Raw genomic sequence first — 15,339 nt, 5'->3', positions numbered from 1 at the left:
GGGAATGACCATGGCTGAACGCGATGTGACGACAAGACAACGGCAGAAGCGCGGCGCACGGCGCGGCAACTCGGCACCCACGATTGCGGATGTAGCGCGCGAGGCCCGCTGTTCACCCATGACGGTCAGCCGGGTTATCAATGGCGAAGGCAACGTGCGCGAGGAAACGCGCGAACAGGTGCTCGCCGCAGTGCGCAAGCTCAACTATTCGCCCAACCGCGCGGCCCGCAGCCTGGCGGGGGGCGAACAGCTTCGCATTGCGCTGATGTTCGATAACCCGTCGGCTTCCTATCTCAGCGAGTTCCTGATGGGCGCGCTGGAAGAGGCGGCGCGCAACGATATCCACCTTGAGGTGCAGAGCTGCGACAATCCGGCGGATGCCGCGCCGCTGGTGCGCAAGCTGGCGGAAGGCGGCATTGGCGGTTTCATCCTGCCGCCGCCGCTGTGCGACGATCAGTCGCTGCTCGATCTGGTGAGCGAGCTGGACGCCATCGCGATTGCGGTGGGGCCGGGCAAGGCAACCGGATCGCACGGCGCGGTGATGATCGACGATTTCCAGGCCGCGTATGACATGACGCAGCATATCATCGGGCTGGGCCACACGCGGATCGGCTTCATCATCGGCAACCCGGAACAGGTGGCGAGTGGACGTCGCCTCAACGGATATCGCGCCGCGATCGAGGATGCCGGGCTGGAACCGCTCGACGATCTGATCGTGCAGGGGCGCTTTACCTACCGATCGGGCATGGCGGCGGCGGAAAAGCTGCTGGCGCTTTCGCCCCTGCCGACGGCGATCTTCGCTTCCAACGACGATATGGCAGCGGCCACGGTTGCGGTGGCGCATCGCAGGCACCTGGACGTGCCCAACGATATCACCGTGTGCGGTTTCGACGACACCGCGATGGCCAGCACGATCTGGCCCGAGCTTACCACCATCCGCCAGCCGATCCGCGAAATGACCGCGTGGGCCGTCACCGCGATTGCCCGCATCACGCGGGCGCGCCGGGGTAGCGAGCGGTTGAAGGTGGAGCAGACGATCCTGCCCTATACGCTGGTCCGCAGGGAATCGGATGCCGCACCCAGCCTGGCGGGCTCTTCTTCCGCTTCCAAGGTTCGAGACAGCACGTGAGCAAACCCGGAGACCGCCGCCTGCGCAGCCGCGACTGGTTTGACAATGCGGAGCGGATGGACATGACCGCGCTCTATCTGGAGCGGTTCATGAATTACGGCATCACGCCCGAGGAGCTGCGCAGCGGCAAGCCGATCATCGGGATCGCGCAGTCGGGCAGCGATCTTTCCCCGTGCAACCGCATCCATGTGGAGCTTGCCAAGCGCACGCGCGACGGCATCCGCGATGCGGGCGGCATCCCCATCGAATTCCCGGTCCACCCGATCTTCGAGAATTGCCGCAGGCCGACCGCCGCGCTCGACCGCAACCTGCTCTATCTCGGGCTGGTCGAACTGCTCAATGGCTACCCGATCGACGGAGTCGTGCTGACCACGGGCTGCGACAAAACCACGCCGAGCCAGATCATGGCGGCATCGACCGTGGATATCCCCGCCATCGTCCTGTCCGGCGGGCCTATGCTCGACGGCTGGCACGAGGGTGAACTGGTCGGTAGCGGCACCGTGATCTGGCGCAGCCGCCGCAAGCTGGCGGCGGGCGAGATCGACGAAGAGGAATTCCTGCGCCGTGCCACCTCCAGCGCGCCCAGCGCAGGGCACTGCAATTCAATGGGCACCGCCAGCACGATGAATGCGGTGGCCGAAGCGCTCGGCCTGTCGCTGACCGGCTGTGCCGCGATCCCCGCGCCCTACCGCGAGCGCGGGCAATATGCCTATCGCACTGGCCAGCGGATCGTCGAAATGGTGCGCGAGGACCTGAAACCGTCCGACATCCTGACGCGCGAAGCGTTCGAAAACGCGATTGCCACCGTCAGCGTGATTGGCGGATCGTCCAATGCACAGCCGCATATCCAGGCGATGGCCGCGCATGCAGGCGTGCCGCTGGAACCCGGCGTGTGGCAGGATCACGGATACGACCTGCCGCTGCTGGTCAACATGCAGCCTGCCGGGGCCTATCTGGGCGAGCGGTTCCACCGCGCGGGCGGCGTGCCCGCCGCGATGTGGGAACTGCTGGAAGCGGGCAAGCTGCACGGCGGCGTGCGGACCTGCACCGGCGCGACGATGGGCGAGAATCTCGCGGGACGTGAGACGAAGGATCGGGAGATGATCCGCCCCTTCGCCGATCCGCTGATGGAAAAGGCAGGCTTCGTCGTCCTGTCGGGCAACCTGTTCGACTTCGGCATCCTCAAGACCTCGGTCATCTCGGACGAGTTTCGCCAGCGCTATCTTTCGCGACCTGGGCACGAAGGCGTGTTCGAGGCGCGCGCGGTCGTGTTCGACGGGTCGGACGATTATCATCACCGGATCAACGATCCCGATCTTGAGATCGACGAAGACTGCATTCTCGTCATCCGAGGGTCGGGCGTGGTCGGCTGGCCGGGCAGCGCCGAAGTGGTCAACATGCAGCCGCCCGACGCGCTGATCCGGCAGGGCACGCAATGGCTCCCGACATTGGGCGATGGCCGCCAGTCGGGCACCAGCGACAGCCCTTCCATCCTCAACGTCAGCCCCGAAAGCGCGACTGGCGGCGGGCTGGCATGGCTCCGGACGGGCGATACGATCCGCGTCGATCTGAACGCGGCGACCTGCAACGCGCTGGTGGATCAAGCGGAGATTGCGCGCCGCTTGGCCGATGAGCCTGCGCCGCCGATCCCCGAACACAATACGCCGTGGGAAGAGCTCTTCCGCGAAAAGACCGGCCAGCTGGGCGAGGGCGGGGTGATGGACTTCGCGCTGAAGTATCGCGGGACGAGCCGGAAACTGCCGCGGCACAATCACTAAAGGGGGCGTTGGGTCCTCTTGGTGTTTGCGGGTGGGGCCCATCGTCGCCGCCATTTTCCTACTCAAGGATAGTCTGCCACGGTGCGGCTCGTCTACATTGGTTGGTCGGGTTCGTGAGGTGTTTCAGATTCGCAGATATTGTCGCGGTGCTGCGGTTCTGGAAGTTGACACGCGAAGCCGCGTTTTCATGCGCAAGGCACCGGATTGGTGCGACATTTTACAGGACCGAAATTTCGCAGAGTACCCCGGTCGGTGTGTCAGGTTCGCCTGTGCTCAGGCGGCGCTCGCCCCGATCCGCAGCGCGATGCCTGCGGCGCAGCCGGGCAGGACGAGAGGCAGGGTATCGGGATCACGGTTAAGGGCGTCGGGCACATGGTTCACCGGCTCGATGCACAATTCCTCGCCACCGGGTGGTGCGTAGACGTGGCAGTGCGGCGAGCCGAAGCCGCGCAGGGCAACCGTACCGTGCCTGTCGGTGACTTCAGCCGTACCTTCCCAACCGGTGAAGCAATGGTCGACCAGCTCGTCTGGCGGCGTGGCCCCCTTGGCCCAGGGCGCGATGGTATCCGCGGCATGGGCTGTGCCGTCTGCCAGGCAATCGCGATCGATCCCCAGCATCGCATGGGCGTGGAAGGTAACGCAGGTGTCGGGCGTGCGGCGGAGGTAGGGGTGCAGGCCGATGCCGAGCGGGGCGGGCTCTTCGCTGCGGTTCTCGACCAGCAGGCGGATCGTGCAGCCGCTTTCGTCCAGCGCGATGTGCTGGTGCGCAAGATAGGGCCAGGGCCACTCGCCGTCTCCGGCATAGGCATCTTCCAGCAGCGCGCTCGTGCCATCGTGCCGGATGACGCGCCAGGGGCGCAACCAGCCCGTGCCGTGGAGAGGGTGGGGATGGTCGCCCATGTTCGGCGACAGCACCACCTCCCGCCCGGCGAAGGCGAAGCGGCCATGCGCGATGCGGTTGCTGAAGGGCACCAGCGGGAAACAGGCCGATTGCAGGGGATGGTCCGCGCCATTCTCCATCGCGCGCAACACCGGCATGCCGCCAAATGCGAGCGCAGAGAGGCACCCGCCAACCTCCGGTCGCAGCCTGGCTTCCCAGTCGCCGACCGTCAGTGCGATGTCAGGCAAGCCCGCCCTTCTTGGCGTGCGCGCGGATCAGCGACAGCATGCCTTCGTCGGTGTCGAAATTGCCGTACCAGCCCTGCGGCTCGTGCGGCGGGTCGCCCATGTAGACGAGATCGCCGTCGCGGAACTTCGCATCGGGGTGTGCGGCGCGCGCTTCCCCGTTCCACGCCCAGAAGTTGCTGCCCATGATCGGGCCGCCATTGTCCCACGATGCTTCGACCGCGTCGTAGATCTCGCCGTAGAAGCGCTGGCGGAACTGCGTGGTGGTATCGGGCGAGTAGGCTTCCTCGTCGCGCGGGAAGCCGAATTCCTCGACCAACAGGGGCTTGTCCAGATCGCGTGCCAACCGCTCATGCACCTCGAGGTAATCGCGTGTGTTCTTCTCTGCGGTTGGCCATGTACCCGGCAGGTCGTCGCCGCTCACCCAGCTCCAGTTCAACGGCCAGATATGCGCGGTGAGATAGTCGATATTGCGGTGAGCACGGGTGACGATCTCCTCGCTGCCATTGGCGCCCATCGTCCCCTCGTGCCCCAGGCTGACGAGGTGGTTGGGATCGAGGTCGCGGATCGTTGCCGCAGTCTCGTCGATCCAGTCGTAGTAGGATTCCTCGTAGGCCGCGATCTGCCCATCCGTGCCGCCGGGCCGCGGTTCGTTGGCGTGCTGCCAGCTCATCACGGCAGGATCGTCCACGTAGCGGATGCCGGTGATCGAGTTGGTCCGCGTCACAATCTTGCGCAGGTGCTCGTCGTACAGCGCGCGCGCCTGGCTGCTCGCGTAGAACGGCGCATTGGCATCGGGGAATGCGGGCCACGGATGCGCGGGATCGCCCATGTCCATGTAATCGCCGGTCGCGCGCCACAGCAGCGTCTGCAGGCCGCCCGACCATTCCCAGAAATTGGAGAGTACGAGCACTGCCGTCATTCCGCGCTTGGCGATTTCGGCCATCGCGAAATCGAGCCCGTCGAATTGCGCGGTGTTGTCCGTACCGTCTTCGTTGGTGAAACCCGGCTTGATCGAATTCTTGAGCGGCCCTTCCTCGCCCGAAGCCATGATCCGCAGGTTGTTGATCCCGGCTGCTTGCAGGCGATCCAGCTCGCGGGTGAGCCGCGCGCGGTTGCCATAGGGCGCATCGGCACCGAGCCACGCAGCATACCACATGTTCGCGCCGACGATCCGGTAGGGATTGCCGTCGCGCATCAGCTTCATGCCCTCGCGGGTGACGAATCCGTTTTCGGTGCCACCAATGGTCGAGCAACCGGGCAGCAGTGCAGCCCCGGCGAGAGCACCGGTCGTGGCGAGGAACTTGCGGCGGTCGATGGTCATCGGGCGATCTCCAGTTCGAATCCGGGCACCGGCAGGCCGCGTCCGTCGTACAGGTTCACGATGGGCGCGTCCGACCAGGCATGGCGAATGCGCGTGGCAGGCTGGCCGTCGGCCAGCGAGATGAGCATGGCGTCACCCGCCAGTTCGGGCAGGACGAACCGGCAGCTCTCCTGTGCGTCGCCGCACAGTTCCACGCCAAGGGCATAGGGCCCGCCCAGCGCATGCAACCCGTCCTCGATCCCGGTGAAGGTCACCGTTACCGTGTCGCCCGTGAGCGTCGCTGCAAGCGGCATCGGCATACGTTCGCCCTGCGCGACCATTGCCAGACGCTTGCCCAGGTCGTTCTTGTTGGCCGGGTGGATATCGGTCGGCTCGCCAATATCGATAGCGGTGACCAGCGCGGCATTGGCATCGGCTGCAACGGCATCGAGTTGCTCCTGCCGCAGCTGTGCCCATGCCGAGCCGACTGGCTCGCTCTGGCGCGCGCCGTAATCGGCCAGTTGCACCACCATCATACGGGTCTGCTGGCCGAACTGGCGCCGCCATCCGGCGAAAAGCTCGCGCAGCTTCACGTCGTAGTCCGGCTGGCCCACGTCGGACTCGCCCTGGTACCAGGCGACGCCCGCCAGCCGCATGGTGCCGAGCGGTGCGACCATGAAGTTGTGCATCACGCCGATCCCGGCATTCGCATCCCACGGCGCACGCGGCGGCACGCCCTTCACGGTGCCGATGGCGTACTCCCAATCCGCGCCCAGCGGGATCGCCTGCCCGCCATCGGGCGTGAAAGAGAGGCTGTCCGGCCCACCGAAGAACCCGCCGGTATCCCACATATTGTTGGCCGCGATCAGGATCTCGTTCTCGCCTTCGCGCAGATACTGCGCGGGGACGCGATAGGTCCGCTCAACGCCCCAGCCGAAGGTATAGCCCACCGGATTGCCGTTGACCCAAGTGAGATCGAGGTCGTCGATGGCGCCGATTGCCAGCGCGCCTTCTCCGGCTGCTTGCTCGGCGGTGAGCGTGACGGTCTGGCGCAGCCACACATTGGCCTGCGGCTGGGTGTCGAGCCCGGTGCCCTCCCACTCGTTCCAGAAGGAGAATTGTGGGATCGGCTGCCAGTCCAGCATCGAACTGTCGGTCCACGGTTCGCGTCCGTTATCGTTCGCGCGCCACCAGTCATACCACTGCGGCACGAAAGCCTGCGCAGCGGCGAGCGGATCGCGTTCGTAGAGTTTGAGCTGTTCGAGTGCTTCCTGGCCGTAGATCACGGCCACGCTTTCCGGCGTGAACCAGGCGCGTGCGGCGCTGCCGCCCCAGTTAGAATGGATCAGGCCCACGGGCACGCCCGCACGGTCGGCGCGCAGCTGCTTGCCCATGTAGAAGCAGGCGGCGGAAAATTCGGCCACGCTCTCGCGCGTGGCGGGCTGCCACGATACGGGCTCGGAAAAACTGGCCTGCGGCACGGCTGCGGTCGATTTGGGAACCTTGAGCAACCGAATTCCGTCATCCGGCGCAAGCCGAAGCTGGTTGTAGGTGTCAAGCGCGCGGTTGACCGACAGCTCCATGTTCGACTGGCCGGAACACAGGTACACGTCCCCAACCAGCAGGTTGCCAATCGAGGTTTCGCCGGTCGCGTCGCGCAGGGTCAGCGAAATGCCCGTCTCGCTTGCGGGGCGCGCAGGAAAGGTGAGTGTGAAGCTGCCGTCCGCTTCTGCGGTGGTGTTCGCCTTGGCTCCGCCGAGCGTGCCTTGGACCTTGGCGCCCGGCGCTGTCGTGCCCGAGACCATGATCGGCATATCGCGTTGCAGGACCATTCCCTCGCCGTAACCCGGTCCGACATGCGGTTCGGCCAGTGCAGGAGCGGATGCGAGCAGCGCGGCGAGGGCGAGGAGCCGTTTCATCCCAGTTTCGCCAGCGGCTGCGCAAACCCCTTTACCGGGGCATCGAAGGCGAAAAGCCCTCCGGCAAGTGGATATTCCTGCATGTCTGCCGGCTCCATGTTCTTGATTGCGGTGGTCACATAGCCGGTGCCGAAATCGGCGCCGCCGAGCGCCATCTTGGTGATGTCGCGGGCGGGCATGGCAATGGTCGCGACCAGTTTCCCGTCCGGCGCGAAGCGCGCGACTTGGCTGCCGAGGTAGAGCCCGGTCCACACGTGATCTTCTGCGTCGACCACCGGCCCGTCGGGGTAGGCATCGGGGAACAGCGCGCCCGTATCGGCAAAGGGCCGCGCGTCGCCAACGCCTTCGCGCGACAGGTTCGCGACCATGATTTTCTGCTCAGTCGTGTCGGTAAAGTAGATCCGGCTGCCCGCGCGATTGATGGCAGGACCATTGGTGATCTTTATGCCAGCAGGCCCCGCAGGGCGTATCTCGCCCTTGTCGAAGACATAGAAACGGCCCGATGCGGCATTTTCGCCATCGTCCATCGACCCGAACCAGACGCGGCCCCAGGGATCGGTGCAGGCATCGTTGAGGCGGTTGCCCGCAGGTTCGCCGGGCACGGCCATCAGCTTCGTGAACCGCTGCGTCTCGGGATTGAAGGTGTACAGGCCGTCCTTCAGGCCGCACAGCAGGCGGCCGCCTTCGGCCGGGATCGCCCACCCGATCTGTTCGGGCGCCTCGGCGTAGGAATTGCTGCCGGTGTCGGGGTCGAAATGCCATAGGCGATGGCGCTTGATATCCACGAACCAGACGACCCCGCGTGCGTCATCCCACAACACGCCTTCGCCCAGCTTGTTTTTCGCGTCGAGGACGCGGCGAACTTCGGCCTTTATCTCCATCCGGCATCCACCCAGTAATTATGCGCGGTACAAAAGCGTGCATCGTCGGACGCGAGGAACAGCACCATCGCCGCGATGTCGACGGGTTGCAGGCGCCCGTCGAGACATTGCGCCGCGACGATCTCTGCTTCGCCCTCGGGCGAGTACCATTGCATTTGCCGCGGTGTCTGGACGTTGCCGGGAATGATCGTGTTCACCCGGATTCCCTCGCGCCCCAGCTCGCGCGCCAGGCTGCGCGTCAGGCCCTCGATCCCGGCCTTCGCGGTCTGATAGAGCGTCAGGTTTTCTAGCCCCAGGTGCCAGCTGATCGAACCGAGGTTCACGATGCTGCCGCCACCCGCCGCCTTCATCGCGGGCACCACGGCCTTTGCGGCGAAGAACTGGTGTTTCAGGTTCACCGCCATGCGCTGGTCCCAGTATTCGGGTGTGACGTCCAGCACCTCGTGCCGGTCGTCATTGGCGGCGTTGTTGATCAGGATATCGCACCCGCCAAGGCGATCGATCAGCTTTTCGATCTTCGTCCCGTAGTCCGCGCAATCGGTAATGTCGCAATTGAGGTATATCGGTGGTGTCGGGGCGTTGGCCAAGCGCTTGATCAGGGCCTCGCTCGCCTCGTCCTGCACATCCACGAAGGCTACATGCGCACCTTGCCGCACGAAGCCTTCGACAATGCCTTCGCCAATGCCCGATGCGCCACCGCTAACGATCACCCGCTTGCCGGCGAGGCTGGGGTAGATCGCGGCGCCATTTTCGGGGGCCAGTTCGTTCGTCATCGTCAAATTCTCTCCGCCAGCCCGCGCGTGGCGAGGTTTCGCATGAAGCCGGCAATGCCCATCGACCATGCGGGCGCATCGCGCGACGTGGTGACCGTGTTTGCGAGCGTACCGATCCGTTCGGAACGGATGGTCACCCGGTCCCCGATCTTGTGGGTGAAGCCGGCGCCCGGGACATCGCGATCCTGCGTCGGCGCGAAAAGGGTACCGCAGAATAGCACGAAGCCATCCGGGTAGTGGTGTTCGGACAGGCACTGCTGAACCAGGTCGAGCGGATCGCGGCTGATCTGCGCCATCTCGTTGCGTCCTTCGAGGAGATAGCCTTCAGGCCCCTCAATCGTCAGCTCGACATCGGCCTTGCGCACGTCTTCGATTGTGAACCCGTCATCGAACAGCCGGATGAACGGTCCGATCGCGCACGAGGCGGTGTTGTCCTTCGCTTTCGAAAGGAGCAGCGCGGAGCGTCCTTCGAAATCGCGCAGGTTCACGTCGTTGCCCAGCGTCGCACCGACTACGTCGCCATGCGGATCGCACACCAGCACGACTTCGGGTTCGGGGTTGTTCCAGCTCGAATCCGACCGCACACCGATGGGTGCATCATAGCCGACCGAGGAGAGCACCGGCGACTTGGAAAAGATTTCCGCATCGGGCCCGATCGCCACTTCGAGGTATTGCGACCACATGCCCTGGTCGATCAGCGCGGTTTTCAGCTGTTCGGCTTCGGCACTGCCCGGAACGACCGAGCGAATGCCAGCTCCAATCGTCGCTTCGAGCTGGGTGCGGATTGCCGCGGACTGGCCCGCATCGCCCCGCGCGCGCTCTTCGATCACACGTTCGATCGCGGAGAGGGCAAAGGTCACCCCGCTCGCCTTGATGCACTGCAGGTCGATCGGGCTCGCCAAAGCCCACCCGTCGGGGAGGCCATCCGCGACCGGGCCAAGCTCCCGACCCGAATCGAAAGCCCGCCGGGCCACTGCGCCGGAGACCGACGAGACCTTCCCGGTCAGGTCGAACAGCGCCCCGTTCCTGATCGAAATGACGACCGGTCCCTCCGGCGAAATCGCACGCCCGAGGAAATGTCCGTCCGCAAAATCTGCGGGAAGTAAATCTGTAAGTCTGACGGCCACTTCGGCTCTTGCCCCTCCCATTGGGAGCGCTACCATATGGACCTCCCTGTTTGGGGGCAAGGGCTAAACAGAACAGAATTGGGAGAGAAACATGGTGCGGCGGTTGGTGGAGATTCTGGCGCTGGCCGCATGTGTTCAAGCTGCGCCTGCTGCAGCGCAGCCGCGCGCGATCTTCGACTTTGTGTCGTATGATGCGACCGATGATCTAGAGGCGCCAGCCGCGGCTACTTTTCGTAATCCCGTATTACCTGGATTCCATCCCGATCCCTCGGTCGTGCGGGTGGGAGACGATTTCTATGCGGTCACATCGACCTTCAGCTGGTTTCCCGGGCTTCCGGTGTTTCACAGCCGCGATCTCGTCAACTGGCGGCTGATCGGCCATGCCATAGACCGCCCCGGGCAGGTCGACTTCAGCGGGCTCGGCACAAATCGAGGCCTTTTCGCGCCCGCCATAAGCTTCCATGACGGCAAGTTCTGGATCGTAAACACCTGCATCGAATGCAAGGGCAACTTCGTCATCACTGCGGAGGACCCGGCCGGGCCCTGGAGCGACCCGCAATGGCTCGAATTCGGAGGCATCGACCCCTCGCTCTATTTTGAAGGGGATCGCGCGTGGATCGTCTATAACGACGCGCCTCCCGGCGAGCCGCAATATGAGGGCCACCGCGCGCTATGGCTGCAGGAATTCGACACAGCGTCGATGCAGGTCATGCCGGAGCGCACGCTGCTGGTCGATGGCGGGGTCGACCTGTCCACCAAGCCGGTCTGGGCGGAAGGACCGCATATCTACAAGGTCGATGGCTGGTATTACCTGCTGGCGGCAGAGGGTGGCACGGCAGACCAGCATTCGCAGACCATCTACCGCTCACGCTCAGTCGATGGGCCTTACAAGCCCGGTCCGGTCAATCCGATCCTGACCCAGCGGGACCTTTCGCCCGACCGCCCGGACCGGGTCGAGGCCACAGGACATGCGGACCTGGTGCAACTGGACGATGGCAGCTGGTGGGGCATGTTCCTCGCCACGCGGCCATTCGCAGGCCAGTCGACACTTCTCGGTCGCGAGACGTTCCTTTTGCCGGTTCGCTGGGTGGATGGCTGGCCGCGATTCCTCGATCCCGGAGAAGCCGTGCCGCCGGTGGTGCCTGTGCCACCCCTAGCGCAGATGCAGGGCACTGGATGGGGCGACTGGCACGACGGGTTCGACACTATCACCCTCTCGCCCGAATGGATCACACTTCGGACACCGACCGACAGATCGCAGATCTGGCACGATGTCGAAGGCGGCACGATCCAGCTTCAGCCGGGCACGGTGACGGCGGGCGATCTCGGTCGGCCTGCCTTTATCGGCCGCCGGATGCGCCATCACTCCGCAGAAATTTCGACCGAAGTGGAATTCACTGGCCAGAACGCAGGCGATTTCGCGGGCCTGTTGGCCTTCATGGACGAGGGCCACTTCCTCACCGTGGGGATCGAAGGTGCCGATGGTTCGCGCCGGATCGCCGTGCGGATGCGCAAGGATGATGCGGACGAGAAACGCGGGGCGTTGGTCTACAGCACCGATTGGACCAGCGCACGCGCGCAGCTTCGGCTGGCCTTCGATGGCGGCAGTGCTGTGGCCGCGTGGCGCAGCGATGAAGCGTCCGACTGGCAGCAATCGCCCACGATCAATGTCGAGCCGCTCGCGTCGATCCATGCGGGGCTCTTCACCGGGCTGGTAGTCGGCCCCTATGCCGTCGCGGGGAACCGGTAACTAGTCGACCTTGAAGATGTAGACCGGCCCGATATCGACCGACTGCGCTTCCGCAGCGAAGTGCAGCGATAGCTGGGCGGTCCCGGCAGCCATGTCTCGCGGTGCACTCGTGTTGATGCGGATGAGTTGCCAGCTCTGGCCGATCTTGAAGACGTTTCCGGCAAACCCGTCATAGGGCGGCGTGTTGTCCTGGATGCGCATCGCAACCACCGCATTGCCATCGGGAGTATCGGCGCTGACGGTTTTCGCGGCGATTGCCACGAGCAGTCTGTCGCCCGCCGCAATGGCTTGCTCGATCGGAATATTCGCCACCAGATCCCAGTCGTTTTCGCCAATCTGCGAGAGCGAGAAGCGCGTGGCGCGGCCCAGCCAGATCGCCGGTTCCTCGCGATCCTCGATCGTACCGATGACAGCGCTGTTCTGCCAGTTCCTCACATCCGGCCGGTTCAGCAGCGTGCCTGTATTCGCCAGTGGTTCGGGGACCAGCGGTTCCTCGCTTGGCGCTTCGGGCTCCGGCTCTGCGGCCTGCGGAGCGCCCAGAATGGAATCGGCGCCCTTGACCACGATGGCCTGCCCGATCTCCACGGTCTGCTTCGCACCGGCGAGTTGCAGCACGACGGTCGCTTCCTTCTGGTCAATCGAGGTATTCGCGGTGCCGCTTACTTCGTACCAGTCCCACTCCGTCCCGATGGACAGGGTCGTGTCCGCAAATCCGGCATAGGGCGCCGCATTCTGCTGGAAGCGAACGCCGATCACACCTTTGCCATTGTCCGTATCGGCGGCGATGGTGCGGGCATAGAAGCCGACCGTCATCACGTCCCCGCGCGAAATTCCTGCCAGCAGGGGGACATAGGTCTGCGACGCCCAGATATTGGCATTCTTGCTGTCGATCTCATAGCGGCGCGCGGCGCCGCCACCGGGGATTGCGTCGTCCTGCACGCCTTCCACATCCAGCGGACCCTGCGTCTGCCAGACCAGGTCGGTCGGGTCGTTGACCAGGCTGCCGGGAAGCTGTGCGTCGAACGCCTGCAATTCGGGCGAAAGCTCCTGTGCCGAAACTGACGCAGCGCCCATCGCCAGTGCGATGGAAGCCGAAGCGGTGATGATGGTGCGAAACTTCATTGCCTTACTCCTTCGCGCTCAATCTTCGGGCAGGCCCAAGGCCGCGCGCATTCCGGGCAACCACTGGTCGTCTTCGCTATTCCAGAAAGGGAAAGTGTTGGCGTAGGCCCACACGCAGATGCCGATGCCGGTCGCCGCGAAGGCTTCGCGTACGGTCCGGTGGTAAGTCGCGCGATCGGCAGTGGCGATGGGGCCATCAATGGCACCCGATTCGCCCATGAACGGGGTCTTCCCGGTACGGGCGATATAGGTGCGGATCTTCTCGACATCCTTCTCCAGTTGCACCCGGTCCGCCTCGCTCGGGAAGGTGCGCCCGACCGGCGGGGCATCGGGGCCTACCCAGGTTGCGCCCTGGTGGGTGAACGCAAAGGGATCGTAATAGTGGAACGTCGGATGGACATTCGGATCGTCAGGCATCGGCAGGGTGGCGAGCGAGTCGATCCCGCTCCAGTTCTCGCCACCGTAGATGATCGCGCGCGTCGGATGCTTGGCCCGTACTGCCTTGTAAGCCGGTTCAAGCGTTTCGAGCAGGTTGGAATGGTCAAAGTTCTTGTGCGGTTCGTTCTCCAGTTCGAACCACAGCGTCTCGTCCGGGTAACCCGCAAAACGATCCGCGATCTGTTTCCACACCGCCCCATGCCACTCCGAAACCGCCAGCGGGTCCTCGTGGATCGGGTCGAAATGGTGGCTGTTGAGGATCACGTTGAGATCGGCCGCGAGGGCCATGTCGACCACTTCCTGCACGCGGTCCATCCATGCGGGCGCGACCGCGTAGGGCGGCGTCTGCGAGCTCATGTTGTGCCAGCGTACCGGGATGCGCACAGTTTCGAACCCGGCGGATTTGATGCGCGCGAAATCCTCTGCGTCGATCCTTTTCCCGCCCCAGCTGCCTTCCTCTGGCGCTTCGAGCATGTTGCCCATGTTGATGCAGGTGCCCACCGGCAAGCTTGTGGAAACGTTCACATCTGGGTTAGAGCCAAGCGAAACCGTGCTGGTGGTGACAAGCGACAGGGCGCACAAGCCCATCGTTAGAAATGGTTTCATACGGCATCTCCCCATGGCCCGATCTGCTTGATCGGTGCTCATGGGTAGCGCTATCATAGTCAGGCGGCGCGGGTAAAGCGCTCACTTGGGGAGGGAAAATAATGGAAAAACGGTCCGGCGTGCTGGCCGCATTTATCGCGGTGACGACGCTGTTCTTCGCCTGGGGGTTCATCACCAGCCTGATCGATCCACTGGTCGCGGCGGTGAAGGGCATCTTCACCCTGAACGACCGGCAGGCGATGCTTTCCGCCTTCGCGTTCTTCATCGCCTATGGCGTGGTGAGTTTTCCCGCCGCCGCGATCATCGCCAAATGGCGGGCGGTGCCTTCGATCCTCGTCGCGCTGGCGATGATGGTGATCGCGTGCCTGATCATGCTCGGCGCGGCGAATATCGCCAACTACAACCTCGTGCTAATCGGCCTGTTCGTGCTTGCGAGCGGGATCACCATCCTGCAGGTCGCGGCCAACCCGCTGGCCGCCGCGCTGGGTGACCCGGAAAAGAGCCATTTCCGGCTGACACTGGCGCAGACCCTCAACAGCTTCGGCACGATTATCGGGCCGTTCCTCGGCTCGGTTCTGTTCCTGAAGGGGGTCGAAGTGGAGGAAGGCGTCGCGCTGACCGAAGAGGTGCGCAACAACGCGCTGCTCGGGATCGATACAGCCTATTTCTGGATTTGCGGCCTGCTGATCCTGCTGTTCGTGTTCTTCTTCTTTGCCCGCAAGACGGTGGCCAATGCGGCGCCTGTCATCGGGTCGGGCAAGAACATTTTCGAGCTGATCGCGGAAGCAATCTCGTCGAAATGGGCGCTGATCGGCGCTGGCGCGATTTTTCTTTACGTCGGTGCAGAAGTGGCCATCGGCGCGCAGATGGCCCTGTTCCTCAACAGCGATAACACCTGGGGCATCAGCCTGGAGGAAGCGGGCAAGCTTGTGTCCTATTACTGGGGTGGTGCCTTCGTCGGCCGGCTCGTCGGTTCGGCGCTGCTGTACGTTTTCAAGGCGCACCGCCTGCTGACCATCTTCACCGCGATTGCCGCGCTGATGTGCCTGTACGTGTTCACGGTCGGCGGTGTCAGCGCGGGTTATGTCGCCCTGGCAATCGGCCTGTTCAACTCGATCATGTTCCCGGTGATCTTCACGCTGACGCTCGAACGGTCGAGTGCGAGTGAAGAAGCGACCTCAGCCATGCTGTGCACCGGCATCGTCGGCGGCGCGCTGGTTCCGCTGCTGGTCGGTTCGGTCTCCGATGCAAGCAACTACACGGTCGCGTTCATCGTGCCGGCGCTGTGCTACGGCTTGCTGTGCCTGTTCGCCTTTACGGCAGGCCGGGCGCAGCCGGTTCGGGAAACCGAAGCGGCTTCGGCGCACTAGCGCGCACCCTGGCACACA

General features: G+C 64.3%; 12 protein-coding genes. 4 read left to right on the top strand and 8 right to left on the bottom strand.

Annotation, left to right across the window (positions count from 1 at the left end; all coding sequences use genetic code 11):
* Positions 1 to 10 precede the first annotated feature (10 nt).
* Positions 11 to 1,129: a LacI family DNA-binding transcriptional regulator gene (locus ACEQXE_RS01465; protein WP_370177114.1), complete on the top strand. Its 1,119-nt coding sequence runs from the start codon at positions 11 to 13 to the stop codon at positions 1,127 to 1,129.
* On the top strand, positions 1,126 to 2,907 hold the full coding sequence (locus ACEQXE_RS01460) for an IlvD/Edd family dehydratase (protein WP_370177113.1): 1,782 nt from the start codon (positions 1,126 to 1,128) through the stop codon (positions 2,905 to 2,907). The genes ACEQXE_RS01465 and ACEQXE_RS01460 overlap by 4 nt, the downstream gene beginning before the upstream one ends.
* 273 nt (positions 2,908 to 3,180) lie before the next feature.
* On the opposite strand, the gene ACEQXE_RS01455 is transcribed toward ACEQXE_RS01460, so the two are convergent.
* From ACEQXE_RS01455 to ACEQXE_RS01430, 6 genes are read right to left on the bottom strand one after another with little or no spacing between them, the layout of a single operon-like run.
* The gene (locus ACEQXE_RS01455; protein ID WP_370177112.1) at positions 3,181 to 4,035 is read right to left on the bottom strand and encodes an aldose 1-epimerase; all 855 of its coding nucleotides are present in this window, start codon (positions 4,033 to 4,035) and stop codon (positions 3,181 to 3,183) included.
* Entirely contained in the window at positions 4,028 to 5,356 is a 1,329-nt protein-coding gene (locus tag ACEQXE_RS01450; protein ID WP_370177111.1) for a cellulase family glycosylhydrolase, read from the bottom strand. Before ACEQXE_RS01450 ends, ACEQXE_RS01455 begins: the two co-directional genes overlap by 8 nt.
* Positions 5,353 to 7,254, bottom strand: coding sequence for a sialate O-acetylesterase (locus tag ACEQXE_RS01445; RefSeq protein WP_370177110.1), 1,902 nt, complete (start codon positions 7,252 to 7,254; stop codon positions 5,353 to 5,355). Before ACEQXE_RS01445 ends, ACEQXE_RS01450 begins: the two co-directional genes overlap by 4 nt.
* Positions 7,251 to 8,135, bottom strand: a complete 885-nt coding sequence (locus ACEQXE_RS01440; protein WP_370177109.1) for an SMP-30/gluconolactonase/LRE family protein — start codon at positions 8,133 to 8,135, stop codon at positions 7,251 to 7,253. The genes ACEQXE_RS01445 and ACEQXE_RS01440 overlap by 4 nt, the downstream gene beginning before the upstream one ends.
* Positions 8,126 to 8,908, bottom strand: a complete 783-nt coding sequence (locus tag ACEQXE_RS01435; RefSeq protein WP_370177108.1) for an SDR family NAD(P)-dependent oxidoreductase — start codon at positions 8,906 to 8,908, stop codon at positions 8,126 to 8,128. The genes ACEQXE_RS01440 and ACEQXE_RS01435 overlap by 10 nt, the downstream gene beginning before the upstream one ends.
* A gap of 2 nt (positions 8,909 to 8,910) precedes the next feature.
* On the bottom strand, positions 8,911 to 10,071 hold the full coding sequence (locus tag ACEQXE_RS01430; RefSeq protein ID WP_370177107.1) for a fumarylacetoacetate hydrolase family protein: 1,161 nt from the start codon (positions 10,069 to 10,071) through the stop codon (positions 8,911 to 8,913).
* Between the two features lie 55 nt (positions 10,072 to 10,126).
* Between ACEQXE_RS01430 and ACEQXE_RS01425 the strand changes: the two genes are divergently transcribed.
* The gene (locus tag ACEQXE_RS01425) at positions 10,127 to 11,785 is read left to right on the top strand and encodes a family 43 glycosylhydrolase (RefSeq protein WP_370177106.1); all 1,659 of its coding nucleotides are present in this window, start codon (positions 10,127 to 10,129) and stop codon (positions 11,783 to 11,785) included.
* Here the strand turns inward: ACEQXE_RS01425 and ACEQXE_RS01420 are convergent, their stop codons facing one another.
* Both ACEQXE_RS01420 and ACEQXE_RS01415 read right to left on the bottom strand, forming a co-directional pair.
* Positions 11,786 to 12,907 carry a hypothetical protein gene (locus tag ACEQXE_RS01420; RefSeq protein ID WP_370177105.1) on the bottom strand — a complete coding sequence of 374 codons (1,122 nt, stop codon included), beginning with the start codon at positions 12,905 to 12,907 and terminating at the stop codon, positions 11,786 to 11,788.
* Between the two features lie 18 nt (positions 12,908 to 12,925).
* Positions 12,926 to 13,951 carry a glycoside hydrolase family 5 protein gene (locus ACEQXE_RS01415; RefSeq protein WP_370177104.1) on the bottom strand — a complete coding sequence of 342 codons (1,026 nt, stop codon included), beginning with the start codon at positions 13,949 to 13,951 and terminating at the stop codon, positions 12,926 to 12,928.
* A 101-nt stretch (positions 13,952 to 14,052) separates the two neighbouring features.
* Between ACEQXE_RS01415 and gluP the strand changes: the two genes are divergently transcribed.
* Complete coding sequence (gene gluP, locus ACEQXE_RS01410) at positions 14,053 to 15,321, top strand: glucose/galactose MFS transporter (RefSeq protein ID WP_370177103.1); 1,269 nt, start codon at positions 14,053 to 14,055, stop codon at positions 15,319 to 15,321.
* Positions 15,322 to 15,339 lie beyond the last annotated feature (18 nt).

Source organism: Alteriqipengyuania sp. (assembly GCF_964222115.1).
Classification (GTDB): Bacteria; Pseudomonadota; Alphaproteobacteria; order Sphingomonadales; family Sphingomonadaceae; genus Alteriqipengyuania.
Note: the sequence above shows the minus strand (reverse complement) of the source record. Positions and strands in the feature narration are given on the sequence as shown.